We start from the raw sequence: 17,775 nt of genomic DNA on the forward strand, positions 1-17,775 counted from the left end.
GGAAGGGGCGCCTCCCGCGAAGACGGAGCCTCCCGCGAAGGCTGCCAAGAAGGCCGGAGCCAAGAAGGCCGGAACCAAGAAAGCTGCAGCGAAGACGACCCCCGCGAAGACGACCCCCGCGAAGAAGGCCCCCGCGAAGAAGGCGGCAGCACCCGCGGCGGAGACGCTGTCCGTGGAGATGGCAGTCCCCGAAAGGAAGGCTCCCGCGAAGAAGGCGGCAGCCGCCCCAGCAAAGAAGACGGCCGTGAAGAAGGCCACCGTCGCAGCGAACTCGACGCAGGAGGTCCTGTTCCCGGCGTCCACCGCGGAGCCGGCGTCCACCGCGGAGCCGGCGCCCACCGCGGAGCCGACGTCCATCGCAGAACTTGCGCCCGCTGCAGAACCCGCGCCCGCCGCAGAAGTCGCGCCCACCGTGCAGTCGCCGGCGCCCGAGCCTGCGCCGCAGTCAGAACCGGCGCCTCAGCCGGAGCCGCCGCAGGCCGCCGACGATCCGGACGGGGCGCAGCCGGTTGGCGACGGGCCGGAGCCGCAGCTCGTTGGTGGGCGGGTCGAGGTGGTGGAGGCAGACCCGACCGACCTGGGGACCGTGGAACCGGCGCCGGATCCGCGGCCGGCGCGGGACGGGCGGGGGATCAACCCGGCGTACCTGCCGGAGCTGCTCGCCCTCACCGCCGTCGCCAGGCTCGGGGAGAGCGCCCGGGAGCGGGTCGCGTGGTACGCCATCAACTACCCGGGTGCCGACGGGGACGCGGTGTCCAGGGCGATCACGCGGGAGTTCGTGCGGCGGGCCAGGCGGCAGGGGTTCGCGGCCGGGGTGGCCGGGTCGCTGGGGTTGCTCGTCGAGGCGGCCGGGGTCAACTGGTTGCACGCGAAGCTGGTCCTGCACCTCGCCGCGGCGCACGGGCATGATCCGCTCGACCGGGAGCGGGCCGCTGAGCTGCTCGTCCTGCAGCGGGTGTACGCCGAGGTCGAAACCGCCGAGGCGGCCCTCATGGCGGCGGAGCAGGCGCAGCGCTCGCGCCGGGCCGGACCCGGGGTGGGGGTCTCGCGGCTGGCGGGGCCGCTGGGCCGGACGCTCGGCGGCGGGCTGCTCCAGGCGGCCGGCGTCAGGATCGCCCGGCGTGCGGTGCCCGGCATCGGCCCGGTGCTCGGCGCGGTCGCCGCGGCCAGGTCGACCGAGGCGATCGCCATGCGCGCCACCCGCTACTACCGCCGCAAGTCCGGCCTCACCGCGCCGTGAACGGCACCGCGGACGAAGGCACCGCAGACGAAGGCGACGGCGCCGCAGACGGCGACGGCGGCACAGACGGCGACGGCGGCACAGACGGCGACGGCGGCACAGACGGCGACGGGGAGATGGCGACCGTCGTCCAGGCCCTCGCCGCCGTGCCGTCGCCGAACTCGACCATGCCGAGGTAGCGCTTCGCCGGGTCGAGGCCCTTCCACGCCACGTCGAAGCCGACCACCGTGGACGGCCGCACCGGGGTCACCGGCGGCGTCACGGTGAGGTTGCCGGCCGCCGTGCCGCCGACGAGGAACGTGTGCGCCTTGACCGGACTGCTGTCGGCGTCCGGCGGGGCGGCGAAGCGTACGACGTACACCTCGAACAGCCCGGTGGACGTGAGCGCGACCTCCTCCGAGGCGGCGGTGCCGTCGCTGCGGCCGACCAGTTCGCCGTCCTGGTAGACGTAGAGGTCGACGTCGGTGCCCGGGGGCTGGTCGGCGGCGAACGTGGCCAGCCGGGCGACCTCGATGCCCGACGGCACGGTGGCGTTGAACTTGAAGACGGCCGGGCCGGTGGTCGGCGCGGTGGGCACGAAGGCGGCGGTGCTGCCGACGAGCTTCTGCTGGTTGACGATCGACGGGACGAGGCCGAAGACCTTGGTGGTGATGCTGCCGGTGTACCCGCCCGTCAGATCGATCGTGGTGGTGCCGGCCGGGCCGGTGCCGGTGACCTCGCCGGGGCCGGCGAGTGCGACGGGCCGGGCGCCGATCGGGCTGCGCACCTTGTGGCCGCGCAGGTCGGTCCAGGTCAGCGAGCCGAAGGTCCAGGTGCGGTACGCGGCGTCGGTGCGCGTGATGGTGACCTCGAACGTGGCGCTCGCGCCGGGCGCGACGGTCAGGGTGCTGGGCGTGACGGTGACCGCGAGGCCCTGGGGTGTGGTGACGGAGGCGACGTAGACGCTCGGCTGGGTGGAGACGTTGGTGACGGTGCGGGTGACCGTCTGCGTCCCGGGCAGCGCGGCGACGGCGATCGACGGGTAGTTGAGGTCGCTGGGGTCGGCGCTGCCGAGGGTGGCGCACCAGTCGTTGACCAGCTGGAGCTGGTTGAGGCCGCAGGCGTAGCGGGCCCAGTCCTGCGGGCCCGACTCGTAGACGAGGCCGGGGTCGAAGGCGCGGGCGGGGGTCACGTGCCCGGAGCCGTAGTCGAGTGGGCCGGCGATCTTCCCGGCGCGCTGGATCATGCCGTCGGTGTTGTCGAAGACGCCGGCGGTGGTCATGAGCGCCGACTGGATCACGGACGGCGACCAGGCGGGGTGCGCGGCGCGGAGGAGGGCGGCGATGCCGGCGATGTGCGGGCTGGACATGGAGGTGCCGGATTCGCCGTCGTACAGGTTGCCGTGATGCCCTGCCGGGGAGACGCCGGCGACGATGTCGACGCCGGGTGCGGTGATGTCGGGCTTGATCAGGTCGCCGCCGCCGGCGATGGCGGGGCCGGCGGAGGAGAACGCGGCCATCGCGGGGGCGCGGGGCACGACCTTCGTGACGGCGGACAGCGACGCGGTCGGCGCGGCGGTCTTCAGGTACGCCTTGATCGCGGCGCCGGCGACGTGGTCGACGTGCACGGTCGGGATGATGTGGTAGTCGGCGTTGAGGGAGTTCTCGCTCGGGTTGTAGAGGATCATGCCGACGCCGCCGGCGTCGCGGACCGCGATGCTCTTGTCGGTGCGGGGGTTGACGCCGCGCTTGCAGAGCACGATCTTGCCCTTCACCGCGGCGGGGTCGAGGGCGCCGGGGTAGCAGAGCTCGACCTTGTCGGGCTCTGCGGTGGGCAGGCCCGCGGCGACGGAGTCGACGAGCGGCGCGGACGGCACGGCGGCGCCCTGGCCGGCGCCGAGGTAGGTCTTGCCGTCGCCGAGGGTCACGGACTTGTCGGCGCCGCGATCGTGGGAGCTGGCGGCCACGGTGGTGACCCAGGGCTCGTTGTGCGCGACGGTCGACGGGTCGGGGCCGCTGTTGCCGGCGGAGGTGGCGATGAAGACCCCGGCCGCGGCGGCGTTGTAGAAGGCCAGGTCGATCGGGTCGACGATGGTGTCGGCGCTGCCGGAGACGGAGTAGTTGAGCACGTCGACGCCGTCGCTGACCGCGTCGTCGACGGCGTCGAGCAGGTCGACGCTGCCGCCGGATCCCTCGCCGTCCGACTGCCGCCACAGCGCCTTGTACACGGCGATGCGGGCGGCGGGCGCCATGCCGGAGACGGTACCGACGGGATCGCCGTTGATCGTGGCGGGGATGTCGTGCAGGCCGGCGGCGGTGGTGGCGGTGTGCGTGCCGTGGCCGTCGTAGTCACGGGGCGAGCGGAACTCGGACTCCCAGCCGCCGAAGCCGCTGGCGTCGTAGTACCGCGCCCCGATGACCTTGTTGTTGCAGGTGACCTTCTGCTGGGCGGTGCCGGTGCCCTCGTCGCACTTGTCGGCGCCGCCGCCGGTCCACTTCTTGTCGATGACCACCTGGTCGGGGCGGGGCTCGGGCAGCGGCGCGAGGCTGGGGCTCTCGGGCCAGAACCCGGTGTCGATGATGCCGACGATGATGCCCTCGCCGGCGTGGGACGGGTCGCCGAACTGCTTGTTCCAGGCGCCGCCGCTGCCGGCCAGGCCCAGGAAGTCGGGGGTGGAGATGGTGTCCAGGGTGTGCCGTTCGTTCTTCCACACGCGGCGCACGCCGGATGTCCGCTCCACGCGGGCCTTCTGCGCCGGGGTCAGGGCGGCCGCGAAGCCGTTGAAGGCCGACTCGTACACCGCGGCCGTCCTGGTGACGCCGGCCCGCCGCAGGACGGCCGCGCGGTCGGCGCGGATCCGTCCGCGGGCGCTCTCCTGCCGGCCTGCCGGGTCGCCAGCCAGCTGCACGATGTAGAGCGAGGTGTCCGCCTCGGCCCGGGCCGCGACCGGCACCGCGAAGACGGACGAGGCGACAAGGGTGACGGCGAGAAGGATTCGGCTCACGTCAGTCAGACTAATTGTGGCGATTTGCCCTAACTCAGGAACGTCAAATGATCCTTGAGCAGGGCGTACCCCACGAAGGAGACGATGTCGAGGATCGTGTGCGCGACGATGAGCGGCATGACCCGCTTCGTTCGCTGGTAGAACCAGCCGAAGATCAGGCCCATGACGAAGTTGCCGACGAACCCGCCGAAGCCCTGGTAGAGGTGGTACGCCCCGCGGATCGCCGCGCTGGTGACGATCGCCGGCCACCAGCCCCACTCCAGGTCGCGCAGGCGGGTCAGCAGGTAGGCGATCATGACGACCTCTTCGAGGACGCCGTTCTGCAGCGCGGCGAGGATCAGCACCGGCACCGACCACCAGTGCGTGCCGAGCGCCTCGGGCACGATCCGGGCGCTGACGCCGAGCTCCTGCGCGGCCCACACGAGCGCGAGGCCGGGCAGCCCGATGAGGGCGGCGAGGCCCGTGCCCCAGCCCAGGTCCGAGCCTGGCCGCACCCCGAAACGCCAGTCCTGGTGGTCGCGGCGCAGCAGGTACACCGCCAGCAGCGGCGCCACGAAGCCCAGACCCGTGTTGACCAGCTGGTAGGACAGGTCGAGCCAGGGCCGGTCCGGCGTGATCGACGGGTTGAGCGTCGCGGTCTGCTCCGACAGCGGCTTCACGTAGGTGAGCCGGTCGATGATCCGCAGGATCGACAGGATCGCGGACGCGCCGAGCGACACGCCGAGCAGCAGCAGCACCTCGACCCGGACGGCCCGCTTGTCGATCACGCTTGCACTGTAGTTCGCGTGTTGCTCGATGGGGGCGCCGCCCGCACGAACGGCGCCCCCACCGATCACGAGTCCCCGAAGGCGTCGTACTTGATGCGGATTGCGGGGACCTGCATCTCCGCGAGGGTGCGCAGGGTCGAACGCACCATCTGCGGCGAGCCGGAGACGAAGAAGTCGTGGTCGTTCCACGGGCCGTACCGGGCGACCACGTCGGAGATCCTGCCGTGCTCCCCGGGGAACTCGGGGTCGTCGCTGGTGGCGGCCACCACCGAGAGCCACGGATAGCGGGCGGCGAGCCGGTTGAGACAGGCCAGGTCGTACAGGTCGTCGCGGTCCCTGGCGCCGAAGAACACGTGCACCCAGCGGGTGCGGTTCGCGCGGGTCATCTCCTCGATCAGGGCCTTGATCGGGGCGAGCCCGGTGCCGCCGGCGACGCAGACGATGTCGCGGGTCGATCGCCGGTCCATGACCATGGAGCCCATCGGGGCGCCGAGGCGGATCATGTCGCCCGGCTGGACCCGGCGGACCAGGGCCGAGGACACCCACCCCGCGCCGACGGCCCGGACGTGGAAGTCGATCGAGCCGTCCTTGCGGGGCGCGTTCGCCGCGGAGTACACGCGCCACAGGCGGGGCTGGTGCTTGCACTCGACGCTGATGTACTGCCCGGCGCGGTACTCCAGCGGCTGCAGGGGCCGGCAGGTGATCACGGCGACGTCGTGGCTGCGCCGCTCGTGGTACAGCACCTCGGCGTGCCAGTACGGCGGGTTGGTCGAGTCGGCGTCCGCACCCTCGATCATCTTGGCGGCGATCACCGCGTAGGCGTCGCGCCAGGCCTGGTCGAACTCGATCGTCCACTCGTCGCCGGCGAACGTGCGCAGGGCCTCCATCAGCGCGCCGCCGACGACGTCGTAGTGTTCGGGCTGCACGTGGAACTTCCGGTGGTCCCGGCCGAGCGACTGCAGGTATTCGGCGAACGTGTCGGGGTCGTCGACGGTCTGCACGGCGGTGACGATCGCGCCGAGGAGCCGGGAGCGCTGCACGTCCATCTGGACCGGGAAGAGGTCCCTCAGCTGCGGATTGTTCAGGAACATGCGCGCGTAGAAGTAGCTGGCGAGTTTGTCCTGCTGCTCCTCGACGAGGGTCCAACTCTCCTTCAGTAATCGCGACAGATTGCTCATCGGTGCCCTTCGCGGTCAAACGTAGGTGCCGTAGGAGAGCCAGCGTCACCACCAGGGAAGACCACGCATCGCACTGACTGTGCGACGTCTCGTGTTCGCCGATTGTTTTCCACTCGACGCGCCGCTGGTGGGCGCTGGACACGTCGGCCGTTCGGCTGCGTCGCACTGACTGTCCGGCCGTCCCGCCGGCGCGGTGTTTGGCTGCACGCAGGCGTTCGCTTCCCGGAGGTGCACCGTGCAGACACTGTCCGACCACGAGATCCAAACCGAGCTCGATGACCGGATGCAGAACTTCGTCCGCCGCCAGGAGATGCTGTTCGTGGCGACGGGCGAGCCCGACGACGGCAACGACTGCACGTTCGTGACCGGCGGCGCCGGCTTCGTGCGGGTCCTGTCGGTGAACCGGCTGGCGTGGCCCGAGTTCGACGACGTGAGCCTCTCAGACGCGATCTCCGACATCGAGCGCGACCCGCGGATCAGCCTGCTCTTCGTCGACTTCGCCCGCGGCGCGATCGGCCTGCACATCAACGGCAAGGCGAAGATCCTGGACGACGACGCGATGCGCCGCGCCTACCGCGCGCTCAACCTCGACCCGTCCCTTGACCTGATCGCGGACCGCCGCCCGGCGCGCTGGATCACCGTGTACGTGGAGTCGGCCTACATTTCCGCGGCCGGCGAGCTGTGACCTGCGCGCTGCCGCGTCAGGCGTAGTGCCAGGGCTTGCCGGTCTGGCGGTACTCCGTCGTCGGTACCAGCGGCGCGTCGTGCTCCATCCGGTCCAGGTAGAGCCGCCCGTCCAGGTGGTCGATCTCGTGCGCCACCAGGCGGGCCAGGGCACGCTCGTACACCGTCGTCACCGGCGTGCCGTCCAGCCGCTCGCTCTGCACGGTGATCGTGAGCGGGCGCCGGACCAGTCCCCGCACGTCGAAGAACGACAGGCAGCCCTCGAACTGCTCGTCCGCGTCGCCTGACTCGGCCACGACCCGCGGGTTGATCAGCACGATCTGCTCCGCGTCAGGCTCCGCCTGACGGACGATCGCCACCGCGAGCCCCGAACCGAGCTGCGGGGCGGCGAGCCCCACACCCTTGACGAAAGGGTGCAACGCCTCGATCCGGTCCAGCGCCGTGGACAGCTCGTCGATGACGTCCTCGGCCCGCGCGGACTCCCCGGGCAGGTCCATCCTGCGCACCGGCCGGTCGAGGCCGGAGTCGCCGCGCTGGATCACGCCGGCCGCGCGCATGGCGTCACTCGAGGCCGGCTGCACGAAAGGGGGCTCCTCCCAGTCGTCCGGCTGCTCCACCGCCCCCTCCGGCCGGGTGCCGCGGAAGCGCCATTCCAGCCGGTACCGGTCGTGCAGGGTCGCCTGCTCGGTGTGCCACGAGAAGACCGCCCGCCCGTCGACGGACAGCTCCTGGGTGATCGGGGTGCGCAGCGGCACCTCCTCCGCCGACAGCGAGGTCTGCACGCCCCAGACGACCGGCCGCATCCGCGCCGGGAACTCGACCTCGATGGTGAGCTGCCGGGTGGGCAGGCGCACGGTGCGCTGGAACCAGTGGCCCCACTTCTCGACGCTGATGTGCCACGAGTACGCGATGGTCGTGCGCTGTCCCGGGTACAGCGGGAAGCGCCCCTGCGCGTTCTCGAACAGCAGCCACGCCTCCTTGAGGGCGTCCCGGTCGGTCTTGGACCGCCAGTCCATGGGCTCACCGGCGCACGACGCGACCATCGCCAGCTCGTCCCACGACATGGGGTGGTCGCGGTGATGGCGGTTGGAGCGCGCGGGATCGTCCGGGTAGCGGTCCACGGAGATCCGCACCAGGTAGCGCGTGACCGGCTCGGTGCCGGCGTTGTAGAGCGCACGGCGGACCGTGCACCGGTATTTGCCGTCGACGTAGGACAGCCGGGCGGTCTCCCGCTCGACGACCAGTCCCGTGCCGGGCGGCAGCCACTGATCGGGCACCGGCGGGTCGCGGCCGGGCAGCCCGACGCGGCTGCGGGCGGTCGCGCGCAGTTCGTCGTACTCCTTGTACCGCTGCCAGATGGCGCCACCGGTCTGCAGGATGGCCTCGGCGCGCCGGGCGAAGTCCTCGGTGGGCCGGTGACGGCGGGCCTCGACGTGGCTGACGTAGGAGGCGTCGAACCCCATCGCGGCGGCCAGCTGCTTCTTGGACATGCCGCGATCGATGCGCCACCGCGCGAACTCCGCGACGAACGCCTCTGACGCCCGCTGCACGGGAGAGTCGCTCGTGGTCATGTCCGGCCCAGCCCCGCAGGGAGACGGCCCCTGCCGGATAAGTGTCGCTGGGGCGACCAGTCGAACAGGTCAAGCGGACAATTTGCCGACAAAAGGGTTGACAACACCACCTCATCGGCGTTGATCAACGTTCGCGGATCAGCAACACGCTGCCGCAAAGTCACACAAAGTTACGGCAGATGCCGGACAATCGTAGAGTGGTTAGGCTTACCTAATCGCTGTATCGTGGGCGCTTGGCATGCATGTCTGGGGGTATCCACCGGTGGTGAGCACCGCACACACGCAGTTGACGAGCGCCGCGCCGCGGTGCCATCGCCGCGTGTCACCAGGCCGGATCGGCGACCCAACGTGACCGCGCTCATCAGCCGCGCGACCGTCAACCCGCTGGCGCCGGTGATCGCGTCGCTCACGCAGATGGGCATCAGGCACGGAAAAGAATCACTCCAGGGGCTGTCGACCGGTTTGATCACCCGTACCCCCGGCTGGCGCAGTGCGGGTGAGCTGCTGACGGCCGAGGGCGTCGGTGACTGGCTCGACGCCGCCGCCGGGCGCTGGAGCGCCCAGCCGCACGCTGCCGCCGCCCTGGCGTGGAAGTGCTACTCCTACTGGCTCGCCCTGCCGGCCGTGATCGGCTTCGCGACCTCGCGACGCGTACCGCTGATGACACCGGATCACGTGCTGGTCCGGTTCAGCGCCCATCAGCCCTTCCTGACCCTGGCGCTGCGCCGGCCGGTCACCGCGGTCCTCGCCACCGACCCGATCGTCGCCTCCGACACCGCCGGGCTGCTCATCGTCGAGGACGAGGACGAACTGCTCGGCGTCATGCGCCGCTCGCTGGTCGACGCGCACCTGGACCCGATGCTCGACGAGGTGCGCAAGCAGGCCCGCCTCAGCCGGCGGACGCTGTGGGGCTCGGTCGCCTCCGGCGTGTCCTACGCGATGTCCCGCGGCTTCGCCGCGCCGCCCGCCGAGGTCCTGGACACCACCCACCGCGTGCTGGCCGCGCTCGGCGCCGACGACCTCGTCGACCTGAGCGTCCGGGACGGGGGCGGTCTGGACATCAAGCGGCGCACCTGCTGCCTGGCGTTCACGCTGCCCACCCCGAAGGTCTGCGCCGGCTGCTGCATCCGGCAGTAGGGCCACCGGACATCATTTCCGGGGCCGCTGGGTAAGTTGAGAAACATCAACGACAGCGTCTCGACCAAGCACACCGGGCACGTCCGCCTGGGCGATCACCTGTGCCTGCCGTTCGCGAGCGATCTCGAGCAGCGCGAGGTGGTGTCCGCCTACATCGCCGACGGCCTGATCCGTGGCGAGCGGGTGCTCTACTACTCCGACAAGACGGCACCCCGCGCCATCGACGCGTGGCTCGACCCGCGCGGCATTGACGGCGCCCTCGCGATGGCCCGCGGCCAGCTGGAGGTCCGCTCGGCGGACGACCACTTCGACCCGGGCGCAATGGTCGACGGCATCCGCCACGCGGTCCGCGACGCCCGGACCGCCGGCTTCCAGGGTCTGCGCCTCACCGGCGAGATGAGCTGGGCCCTGCCAGACACCGTCCGGCTGCACGAATACGAGTCCGGAGTCGCCTCGACCGTCACCGGCTCCGACGACCTCGCGGCGATCTGCCAGTACGACGAGCGCCTGTTCGACAAGGCGGACATCACCGGCCTGGTCGCCCGGCACCCGGGCGTGGTGCACGTCGACCCGCTGCACGACGACCGGCGGCTGCGCATCGTGCCCACATTCTCGCCCCGCGGCCTGCGCATCTGCGGCACCGTCGACGACCTGACCGCGGGCGCCTTCGCCGACGCGCTCGCCCACACGACGCAATGGCCGGAGCGGATCATCGTCGTCGACGTCGCCGAGCTGCTGTTCATCGACGTCGCCGGCATCCGCGCCCTCGTCCGCGCCGCCGAGGCGCTCGCACCGGACCGGACGCTGCACGTGCGCCACCTCGCCCCGACCCTGCGCAACGTGCTGCGGATCGTCGGCTGGGACACCACACCGGGCCTCACCATCGGGGATGCGGGGGTGCCGGCACCGTGACCCTGATCCACCAGGCGCTGCTGTTCGACTCGCCCGAGCAGTTCCTCGCCACGGCCGTGCCGTTCATCACCGAGGGCGTGCACCGCGGCGACACCGTCCTTGCCGTCACCTCCACCGACAACACCAGGCTCCTGCGCGAGCAGCTCGACGGCGCCGCGGACGAGGTCACCTTCCTCGAGCCGGCCGGCTGGTTCGACTCCCCGGGCCGCACCCTCGACGCCCACCACCGCCGCATCGACGCCCTCGCCACCGACACCGCCTTCCTGCGGGTCATCGGCGAGCCCGTCTGGGCCGACCGCGACGACCTCGAGACCTCCGAATGGGGCCGCTACGAGTCGATCGTCAACGTCGCACTCGCCGACTCCCGCGCCTGGGTCATGTGCGGCTACGACAGCAGCACCCTCGCCGGCGCCATCGTCGAGGACGCCCGCCGCACCCACCCCCGGCTCGCCGTCGGCACGACCAGCGAGATCAGCGCCGACTTCACCGAACCCGCGTCCTACTACGCCTCCCGTGACACCCCGCTCGCGCCCCGCCCGCCGACCGGCGTCGAGTGGATCCCCATCCACGCCGACCTTGCCCCGGTCCGGCAGTTCGTCGCCGAGCACGCCCCGCGCCTCGGCGTCAGCCTGCAGCGGCTCGACGACTACATCCTCGCGGTCAACGAGATCGCCACCAACGTCCTGCGCCACGGCGGCGGCAAGGGCGAGGCCCGCATGTGGGCGACCGACCGCCGGGTCGTCTGCGAGATCACCGACACCGGCACCGCCACCGGCAACTTCCTGGGCTTCCTGCGCGCCGACCCGCACTCCGAGCGCGGGCACGGGCTGTGGATCGCCCGGCAGATCTGCGACCTGCTGGAGATGCGCACCGGCCCGTCGGGCACGACCGTCCGGCTGCACCTGCGGCGTGCCGTCTGAGTCCTCCGGTGCTTCCAGGTTCTAGGGGCGGTGTCCCGCGCGGACACCGCCCCCGGCATTCACGGTGCGTCCCGCGAACTACCCCCAGCGCACGGAACTCCTTTCGCGTGGGACCGCGTTGACCGGCCACCACCTCCCCCCTTGGTTGACGCCCAGTTACCTTTGCATTACGCAAGATACGTTCACCATCAGCAGACCGGCGTACCCCATTGGATGGACACCATGACCGCCGCCTTCTTCGCCGACGAGGGCCCACCCGAGGCCGAGTTCCACCCCGGCGTCGCCCGGCGCATGGCCCACAAGACGGTCGCCGCCGGCGCGCTGATCAGGGACCCAACGGACCGGATCCTGTTCGTGGTGCCCAACTACAAGCCGTACCTCGACCTGCCCGGCGGCATCGTCGAACCCGGCGAACCCCCGTCCGCCGCCTGCCGCCGCGAGGTCCTCGAGGAGCTCGGCGTCGACCTGCCGACCGGCCGCCTCCTGGTGGTCGACTGGACCCCGGGCCGCGGCCCCTGGAGCGACCAGGTCCAGTTCGTCTTCGACGGCGGCGTCCTCGACCCCGCGCTACCCGTCCGCCCCGCCGCCGACGAGCTCACCGGCATCCGGTGGCTCCCCCTGCACGCCGCCGAGATCCGCGCATCCTTGCGCCGCCGCCTGTCGTTGGCATTGACGGCGCTCACCACCGGCACCCCGATCCACGCCGAGATGGGCCACCGCTACCACTAGCGTTACTCAACGCTCCGTCACTACTACTCGCCTCCGAACGGGGGAATCCGGACGGCCCCACACCCCTGCTGACCAGCGCAGGAGCGCGACCGTTCGCATGCTGACGACCCAGGGTCCGGCCACGCACACTCTGTGTCGTGACCCGGTTCATTGGAGTGAATGCATGAGCGCCCACCACACGCCCCGCCACCGCCAGGCCAGCCGTGCCTCCACCGCCCTGCGCAAGGTCCGCTGGCTCCGCCTGCTGCACCCACGCCCGTCGACGACGGTCACTCTGGACCTCGACACCGCGTGCGCCCTGCCGGCTCCGCCGGCCACACCATAAAGAGAGCGGCCGTGGAAGGAGCCCCCCGGTGCGACGGCCGCCCCTTCCACGGCCGCCCTCCTCAGCCGTACCCGGATTCCCGTCCGGCACGACGATCGAGACGGTACTGCCGGAACAGGTCCGGGCCGGTCACCGACCAGCCCCCGGACTTCCTTGCGCAGCGGACGAGCCTGCCAGGTCGCGGGCCTGCCGGGCGAGCCGCTCGTCGTGCGGGCGGCCCAGCTCGCGCGCCAGTGCGACGACCCGGTCGAGGAGCGCCAAGGCCTCGTCCGGGCGGCCCGCCACCCGGCACGTCTCGGCGTACTCGTGCAGGCAGTCGATCTCCAGCTGCACCTCGGCGAGGGGTTCCAGCAGCTCGAAGGCCCGCCGATGGTGGTCAAGGGCCTCCTCGGGTGAGCCCATGACCCGCAGCGCGACGCCGAGCGCGCTGTGGCACCACGCCTGGTTGTGCTGCAGGTTGTGCTCCTGCGCCAGCCGCAGCGCCTCGCGCAGCGTCCGCAGCGACTGCGCGGGATCGTCCGCGGCGAGGGCAAGACCGAGCGTGACCAGCCCGCTGACCTGGGCCGGCCCACCGGCCAGGGCGAGGGATGCCCGGGCGAGCTCGACGGCTTCGGCGGGCCGCCCGAGGCGGAGCGTCACCCACCCGTCGAAGGCGAGGGCCTGGGACTGCCCGCCGCGCTGGCCGAGCTTCTCGAACAGCGCCCGGGCCCGTCGCAGCTGCCGCTGCGCCTCCTCCAGGTCGCCCAGGTCCCGGCGGACGAGACCGATCCGCAGCGCCAGACCGGCCGCGAGGTCGTCGTCGGGCCCTTCGCGTTCGGCCAATTCGTAGGCGGCGAGCGCGTCGACGAGGCGGCCCGCGGCGGCGCGGGCGAAGCCGAGGTCCGAGAGCAGCACCGCGCGCTCCTGGTGGCGGCCGAGCCGGGCCGCGGCGTCGGCGGCGGCCTCCAGCAGGCGGGTCTGGTCGTCGGTGCCGCGGTGCCGGAAGAACCAGACCCGCATGGCCTGCGGCAGCTCGGCCACCACCTCGTCCTCGGCCTCGCCGAGCCGCACCGCGGCGTCGAAGGCGGCGACCAGGTTCTCGTATTCGAGGTCGAACCAGGCCATGGCCTGCGCCGGGTCGCCGGCGGCGGGTTGCGGGCGATGCGGTGACGGCAGCATCCGGTCGTGGGCGACGGCCCGCGCCAGGTAGTGCCGCACGACCCGGCGCAGCGCGGCGCCGGCCTGCGGCTCCTCCTCGGCGGCGAGGTCGGCGGCGTACTGCCGGATCAGGTCGTGCATCCGGTACCGGCCGGGCGCCAGCTCCTGCAGCAGGTGGGCGTCGACCAGTTCCTCCAGCACCGCGCCGAGCCGGTCGGCCGGCACGTCGGCGAGCGCGCCCGCGACGGCGTCGTCGAAGTCGGCGCCCGGCAGGACACCGAGCAGCCGGAACATGCGCCGCTGCGCCGGGTCGAGCTGGTGCAGCGACATGCCGAACACCGCGTCGAAGCGGCCGGCGGTGTCGCGGAGCCGCTCCGCCAGGACCGCGACCGTCCAGCCGGGGCGGTGCCGCAGGCGCGCGCCGGCCATCCGCAGCGCCAGGGGAGCCCGCCGCACTGCCGGAGCACCTGACCGACCGCGTCGGCGGTGGTGTCCGCGAGCCCGGCCGCCCGGCCGAACAGGTGGGCCGCGTCGCCGTCGGCGAACGGCACCAGCGAGACCGGCGGCACCCCGTCCAGGCTGACCAGGCGGTGGCGGCTGGTGACCAGCACCGCGGACTTCCCCGCGCCGGGCAGCAGCGGCCGCACCTGCTCCGCGTCGACCGCGTTGTCGAGCACCACGAGCGCTCGGCGGCGGGACAGCTCCGAGCGCCACAGCGCGGCGCGTTCGGCGACGCCGGCCGGGGGATGCGTGATCTCCAGCGCGGCCAGCAGCCGGCCCAGCGCGGCGAGGGACTCCAGGGGCTCCTGGCCGGGGGTGAAGCCGTGCAGGTCGAGGTAGAGCCCGCCGTCGGGGTACGCGGGGGCGAGCCGGTGTGCGACGTGCACGGCCAGGCTGGTCTTGCCCACGCCGGCCATGCCGTCGATCGCGACCGCGCCGGCCGTGCGCAGCAGCTCCTCGACCAGCGCGGACTCCGCCTCCCGCCCGGTGAAGTCGAACAGGTCGGCCGGCAGGTCGTTGCGGCGCGGCGGGGGCGCGGCGCCAGCCTTGGACGCCTCGGCCCACACGGCGCGCAACGGCCGGGGGTCGCGGCCGACGACCCGGCACAGCGCGACGACGGCCTCCCACGGCGGCACCAGCCTGCCCGTCAGGTAGCGCGACAGCGACGAGCTGCTCAACCCCGCCTGGGCGGCGAGCGCCCGGAGGCTGAGCCCGCTCAGCTCCTTGATCCGAGCGAGCTGAGCCACCAGCTGTTCCTGAGGGCCGGACACGTGCAACACCGTACCCGTCCCGCCCCACGCGAACGGATCGCAGCCATGTCCGCGCAGGTCAGACGCGTTTCGAGTGTCCCACGGTGTCCCACGGCCCACGCGCCGCGAGCCTCTCCGGTGCTCCGATGGGTCCTGTCAGCGAGCGGCACCGCACAACGAAGGAGCACGAGATGTCGACCGAACGGATGCCGAACCCGGCGATGCTGATCCCCGAGGCCATGGACGCCCTGATGGCCGTCAACCGGGCCGTGGCCGGCGCCGGCGTCGACGGCAGGCTGCTGGCGCTGACCCACCTGCGGGCCAGCCAGATCAACGGCTGCGGCCCGTGCGTGGCCGGCGGCGCCGGTCAGGCCCGCCGCAATGGCGCGACCACGGAGCAGGTGGACGCCGTCGCCGCGTGGCGGGAGACGCCCTGGTTCAGCGACGAGGAGCGCGCCGCCCTCGCGCTGACCGAGGCCGTGACCCGGCTCGCCGACCGTGCGGACCCCGTCCCCGACGAGGTGTGGGACCTGGCCGCCAAGCACTTCGACCAGAAGGAACTGGCCGCGCTGCTGCTCAACATCGCGATGACCAACACCTTCAACCGGCTCAACGCCCCGACCCGCCAGCAGGCCGGGTCCTGGTAGTCCGCTCCTCCTTCCTGAGAATCCGCTCCTCTTTTAGAAAGGACCGTCATCATGGCGACCAACACCACCAGGCACGAGGGCTTCACCGAGGACGAGCGCGGCGCGATGAAGGAACGCGCCAAGGAGCTCAAGTCGGCCACCCGCCGCGGCGCCAAGGCCGACACGGAGCCGGAGGTGCTCGCGAAGATCGCCGAGATGTCCGACGCCGACCGCGCGATCGCCGAACGCCTCCACGCCATCGTCAAGGCGAACGCCCCCGTCCTCACGCCGAAGCTGTGGTACGGCATGCCCGCCTACGCCCGCGACGGCAAGGTCGTCTGCTTCTTCCAGAGCGCGGCGAAGTTCAAGACCCGGTACGCGACGCTCGGCTTCAGCGACGAGGCGAACCTCGACGACGGCACCATGTGGGCGGCGTACTTCGCGCTGACCGAGCTGACCCCCGCCGACGAGGACCGGATCGGCGCCCTGGTGAAGCAGGCGGTCAGCTGACGATCCGCGCAGGAAGGCGGCCGGGCCGTGACGGCCCGGCCGCCCGCTCAGCGTGCGGTGACGGCGAGGTAGCCGTCCTCCAGGCTGGGCTCCACCGGGCGGGCCTGCGGGCCCGGCGCGGCGGGCGCCACGATCCGGTACCGCATGCCGTCCTCGTGCGGCAGCGCGGACACGACGGTGCCCCCGGTCGGCGGCGGGCCGTCGGTGACCATCGACCAGACCCGGCCTTCGGCGCGGCGGGTCAGCTCGTCGACCGTGCCGCGGAAGGTGAGCCTGCCCTTGGCCAGCACCGCCACCTCCCGGCACGTCTGCGCGATGTCGTCGACGATGTGCGTGCTCAGCAGCACGGTGCGCCGGCCGGAGAACTGCGACAGCAACGTGCGGAAGCGGATCCGCTCCTCCGGGTCGAGACCCGCGGTCGGCTCGTCCACGATCAGCAGCTGCGGGTCGGCGAGCAGCGCCTGGGCGATGCCGACCCGCTGGCGCATCCCGCCGGAGAAGCCGCGCAGCCGGCGGTCGGCCTGCCCGGTCAACGCGACCACCTCCAGCAGCTCCCCGATCCTGCGCCGCCGCGCCGCCCGGTCGTCCATGCCCTTGAGCAGCGCCACGTAGTCCAGGAACTGCCGGGCCGTCAGGTCCGGGTAGACGCCGAGGTCCTGCGGCAGGTACCCGAGGTCGCGCTGCACGGCGGTGCGGCCCGCGCCCGTGCCGAGGTCGTGCCCGCCGACGACGACGCGGCCCGCCGACGGCCGCACGATCCCGGCGAGGATGCGCATCAGCGTGGTCTTGCCGGCGCCGTTCGCGCCGAGCAGGCCGAACATGCCGGTGGGCACGACCAGGTCGAGGCCGTCGAGGGCGGCAACCCCGCCCCGGTACGTCTTCGTCAGGCCGGAGATGTCGATACGCATGTCGGGTTCCCTTTCCAGCGTCGGGGGCTCATCGGGTGCGGCGGGCGCGCAGCGCGTGACCACCGGCGAGCGCGGCGGCGGCCAGCGCCAGCAGCACGGCGATGGACAGCCACGCGGTCGCCGGCGTCGGGTCCGGCCGCAGGAAGTTCAGCGTCGCGCCCGGCACCGGGCCGGCCAGGGTGTCCTCGCCGTCGATGCCGTGGAAGTCCAGCAGCACGTCGAGCGGGTAGCCGCCCAGCGGGTGGATCAGGGTCCCGGCGAGCGTGGGCATCGTGTCCGGCCCCGGCAGGTTGCCCCACAGCCAGTAGCCGACGAACAGCACGCGGAACAGCGGTGCCGGCATGACCAGCGGCACCGCCAGGGCGAACGCGGCCACGAACAGCAGGCCCGGCACGATCACCACGCCGGTGGCGGCGAGGGCCCAGCCGAGCGCGGAGGGCGCGCCGGTGTCCACCGCGTACGCGGCGGCGAAGCCGAAGTACACCACCAGGATCGGCACGGCCGTCGCGGCGCCCGTGCCCAGGTACTTGCCGAGCAGGCGGGCGACCGGGCCGGCCGGCGTGGCGTCCAGGATCGGCGCCACCCGCAGCCGGTCGTCGCGGACGAGCCGGTCGGCGAGCAGGCAGCCGAACCCGATCGACAGCAGCCCGTGGACCTGGATCGCCAGCCCGACCACGGCGGTCCTGGCCTCGGCGGGCCGCTCGGCGGGGTCGAACAGGTCCCGCAGCAGGCTGCCCCCGATCAGCAGGAACAGCACGATGGTCAGCGCGGGCACGATCCACACCGACCGCTTGCGGATCTGCATGCGGAACTCGTACCGCAGACTCGCGCCGAACACGCCCAGCGTCCGGTCGGTCATGCTGCCACCTCCGCTACGCTCCGGTCCGGTCATGCTGCC

General features: G+C 72.4%; 17 protein-coding genes. 9 read left to right on the forward strand and 8 right to left on the reverse strand.

What is annotated here, in order from left to right; genetic code table 11:
* The first annotated feature begins 244 nt into the window (after nt 1–244).
* Nucleotides 245–1,240, forward strand: a complete 996-nt coding sequence (locus tag OHA72_RS11005) for an EcsC family protein (RefSeq protein WP_327007742.1) — start codon at nt 245–247, stop codon at nt 1,238–1,240.
* Here OHA72_RS11005 and OHA72_RS11010 read toward each other — a convergent pair.
* The 3 genes from OHA72_RS11010 to OHA72_RS11020 all read right to left on the reverse strand — a co-directional run bounded on the left by OHA72_RS11010 (nt 1,227) and on the right by OHA72_RS11020 (nt 6,168).
* On the reverse strand, nt 1,227–4,223 hold the full coding sequence (locus OHA72_RS11010) for a S8 family serine peptidase (protein ID WP_327007743.1): 2,997 nt from the start codon (nt 4,221–4,223) through the stop codon (nt 1,227–1,229). The two genes, OHA72_RS11005 and OHA72_RS11010, sit on opposite strands and share 14 nt — an antisense overlap.
* Nucleotides 4,224–4,252: 29 nt before the next feature.
* Nucleotides 4,253–4,990 carry a CPBP family intramembrane glutamic endopeptidase gene (locus OHA72_RS11015; protein ID WP_327007744.1) on the reverse strand — a complete coding sequence of 246 codons (738 nt, stop codon included), beginning with the start codon at nt 4,988–4,990 and terminating at the stop codon, nt 4,253–4,255.
* A 65-nt stretch (nt 4,991–5,055) separates the two neighbouring features.
* Nucleotides 5,056–6,168 (reverse strand): globin domain-containing protein, encoded by a 1,113-nt coding sequence (locus OHA72_RS11020; protein WP_327007745.1) that lies wholly within the window; start codon nt 6,166–6,168, stop codon nt 5,056–5,058.
* A gap of 235 nt (nt 6,169–6,403) precedes the next feature.
* Here OHA72_RS11020 and OHA72_RS11025 point away from each other — a divergent pair, with 235 nt between their 5' ends.
* Entirely contained in the window at nt 6,404–6,853 is a 450-nt protein-coding gene (locus tag OHA72_RS11025) for a pyridoxamine 5'-phosphate oxidase family protein (protein ID WP_327007746.1), read from the forward strand.
* A 16-nt stretch (nt 6,854–6,869) separates the two neighbouring features.
* Here OHA72_RS11025 and OHA72_RS11030 read toward each other — a convergent pair whose 3' ends face one another.
* Nucleotides 6,870–8,423 (reverse strand): peptide deformylase, encoded by a 1,554-nt coding sequence (locus tag OHA72_RS11030; protein WP_327007747.1) that lies wholly within the window; start codon nt 8,421–8,423, stop codon nt 6,870–6,872.
* A 348-nt stretch (nt 8,424–8,771) separates the two neighbouring features.
* On the opposite strand from OHA72_RS11030, the gene OHA72_RS11035 reads away from it, so the two are divergent.
* From OHA72_RS11035 to OHA72_RS11055, 5 genes are all read left to right on the forward strand, one after another.
* Entirely contained in the window at nt 8,772–9,560 is a 789-nt protein-coding gene (locus OHA72_RS11035; RefSeq protein ID WP_327007748.1) for an IucA/IucC family C-terminal-domain containing protein, read from the forward strand.
* Nucleotides 9,561–9,596: 36 nt separating this feature from the next.
* Nucleotides 9,597–10,472: an MEDS and STAS domain-containing protein gene (locus tag OHA72_RS11040; RefSeq protein WP_327007749.1), complete on the forward strand. Its 876-nt coding sequence runs from the start codon at nt 9,597–9,599 to the stop codon at nt 10,470–10,472.
* A complete protein-coding gene (locus OHA72_RS11045) occupies nt 10,469–11,392 on the forward strand; it encodes an anti-sigma factor RsbA family regulatory protein (protein WP_327007750.1) in 924 nt (307 codons plus the stop codon). The genes OHA72_RS11040 and OHA72_RS11045 overlap by 4 nt, the downstream gene beginning before the upstream one ends.
* 222 nt (nt 11,393–11,614) lie before the next feature.
* On the forward strand, nt 11,615–12,121 hold the full coding sequence (locus OHA72_RS11050) for an NUDIX domain-containing protein (protein ID WP_327007751.1): 507 nt from the start codon (nt 11,615–11,617) through the stop codon (nt 12,119–12,121).
* Nucleotides 12,122–12,284: 163 nt separating this feature from the next.
* Nucleotides 12,285–12,446, forward strand: a complete 162-nt coding sequence (locus OHA72_RS11055; protein ID WP_327007752.1) for a hypothetical protein — start codon at nt 12,285–12,287, stop codon at nt 12,444–12,446.
* Between the two features lie 129 nt (nt 12,447–12,575).
* Here OHA72_RS11055 and OHA72_RS11060 read toward each other — a convergent pair whose 3' ends face one another.
* Both OHA72_RS11060 and OHA72_RS11065 read right to left on the reverse strand, forming a co-directional pair.
* A complete protein-coding gene (locus OHA72_RS11060; protein WP_327011528.1) occupies nt 12,576–13,724 on the reverse strand; it encodes a tetratricopeptide repeat protein in 1,149 nt (382 codons plus the stop codon).
* Complete coding sequence (locus tag OHA72_RS11065) at nt 13,712–14,854, reverse strand: helix-turn-helix domain-containing protein (protein ID WP_327007753.1); 1,143 nt, start codon at nt 14,852–14,854, stop codon at nt 13,712–13,714. The genes OHA72_RS11060 and OHA72_RS11065 overlap by 13 nt, the downstream gene beginning before the upstream one ends.
* 170 nt (nt 14,855–15,024) lie before the next feature.
* On the opposite strand from OHA72_RS11065, the gene OHA72_RS11070 reads away from it, so the two are divergent.
* The gene (locus tag OHA72_RS11070) at nt 15,025–15,480 is read left to right on the forward strand and encodes a carboxymuconolactone decarboxylase family protein (RefSeq protein WP_327007754.1); all 456 of its coding nucleotides are present in this window, start codon (nt 15,025–15,027) and stop codon (nt 15,478–15,480) included.
* Nucleotides 15,481–15,531: 51 nt separating this feature from the next.
* On the forward strand, nt 15,532–15,969 hold the full coding sequence (locus tag OHA72_RS11075; RefSeq protein ID WP_327007755.1) for an iron chaperone: 438 nt from the start codon (nt 15,532–15,534) through the stop codon (nt 15,967–15,969).
* Nucleotides 15,970–16,016: 47 nt separating this feature from the next.
* Here the strand turns inward: OHA72_RS11075 and OHA72_RS11080 are convergent, their stop codons facing one another.
* Together OHA72_RS11080 and OHA72_RS11085 are read right to left on the reverse strand one after the other, a co-directional pair.
* Nucleotides 16,017–16,877, reverse strand: coding sequence for an ATP-binding cassette domain-containing protein (locus tag OHA72_RS11080; protein WP_327007756.1), 861 nt, complete (start codon nt 16,875–16,877; stop codon nt 16,017–16,019).
* Nucleotides 16,878–16,905: 28 nt separating this feature from the next.
* Nucleotides 16,906–17,736: an ABC transporter permease gene (locus tag OHA72_RS11085; RefSeq protein WP_327007757.1), complete on the reverse strand. Its 831-nt coding sequence runs from the start codon at nt 17,734–17,736 to the stop codon at nt 16,906–16,908.
* Between the last annotated feature and the right edge of the window lie 39 nt (nt 17,737–17,775).

The organism is Dactylosporangium sp. NBC_01737 (assembly GCF_035963215.1).
GTDB lineage: Bacteria > Actinomycetota > Actinomycetes > Mycobacteriales > Micromonosporaceae > Dactylosporangium.

Bases quoted from the DNA above. Each gene is read 5' to 3' on its own strand.
- OHA72_RS11055 (WP_327007752.1), top strand. From the start codon at position 12,285: ATGAGCGCCCACCACACGCCCCGCCACCGCCAGGCCAGCCGTGCCTCC.
- OHA72_RS11020 (WP_327007745.1), bottom strand. From the start codon at position 6,168: ATGAGCAATCTGTCGCGATTACTGAAGGAGAGTTGGACCCTCGTCGAG.
- OHA72_RS11080 (WP_327007756.1), bottom strand. From the start codon at position 16,877: ATGCGTATCGACATCTCCGGCCTGACGAAGACGTACCGGGGCGGGGTT.
- OHA72_RS11085 (WP_327007757.1), bottom strand. From the start codon at position 17,736: ATGACCGACCGGACGCTGGGCGTGTTCGGCGCGAGTCTGCGGTACGAG.
- OHA72_RS11060 (WP_327011528.1), bottom strand. From the start codon at position 13,724: ATGCACGACCTGATCCGGCAGTACGCCGCCGACCTCGCCGCCGAGGAG.
- OHA72_RS11070 (WP_327007754.1), top strand. From the start codon at position 15,025: ATGTCGACCGAACGGATGCCGAACCCGGCGATGCTGATCCCCGAGGCC.
- OHA72_RS11030 (WP_327007747.1), bottom strand. From the start codon at position 8,423: ATGACCACGAGCGACTCTCCCGTGCAGCGGGCGTCAGAGGCGTTCGTC.
- OHA72_RS11050 (WP_327007751.1), top strand. From the start codon at position 11,615: ATGACCGCCGCCTTCTTCGCCGACGAGGGCCCACCCGAGGCCGAGTTC.
- OHA72_RS11075 (WP_327007755.1), top strand. From the start codon at position 15,532: ATGGCGACCAACACCACCAGGCACGAGGGCTTCACCGAGGACGAGCGC.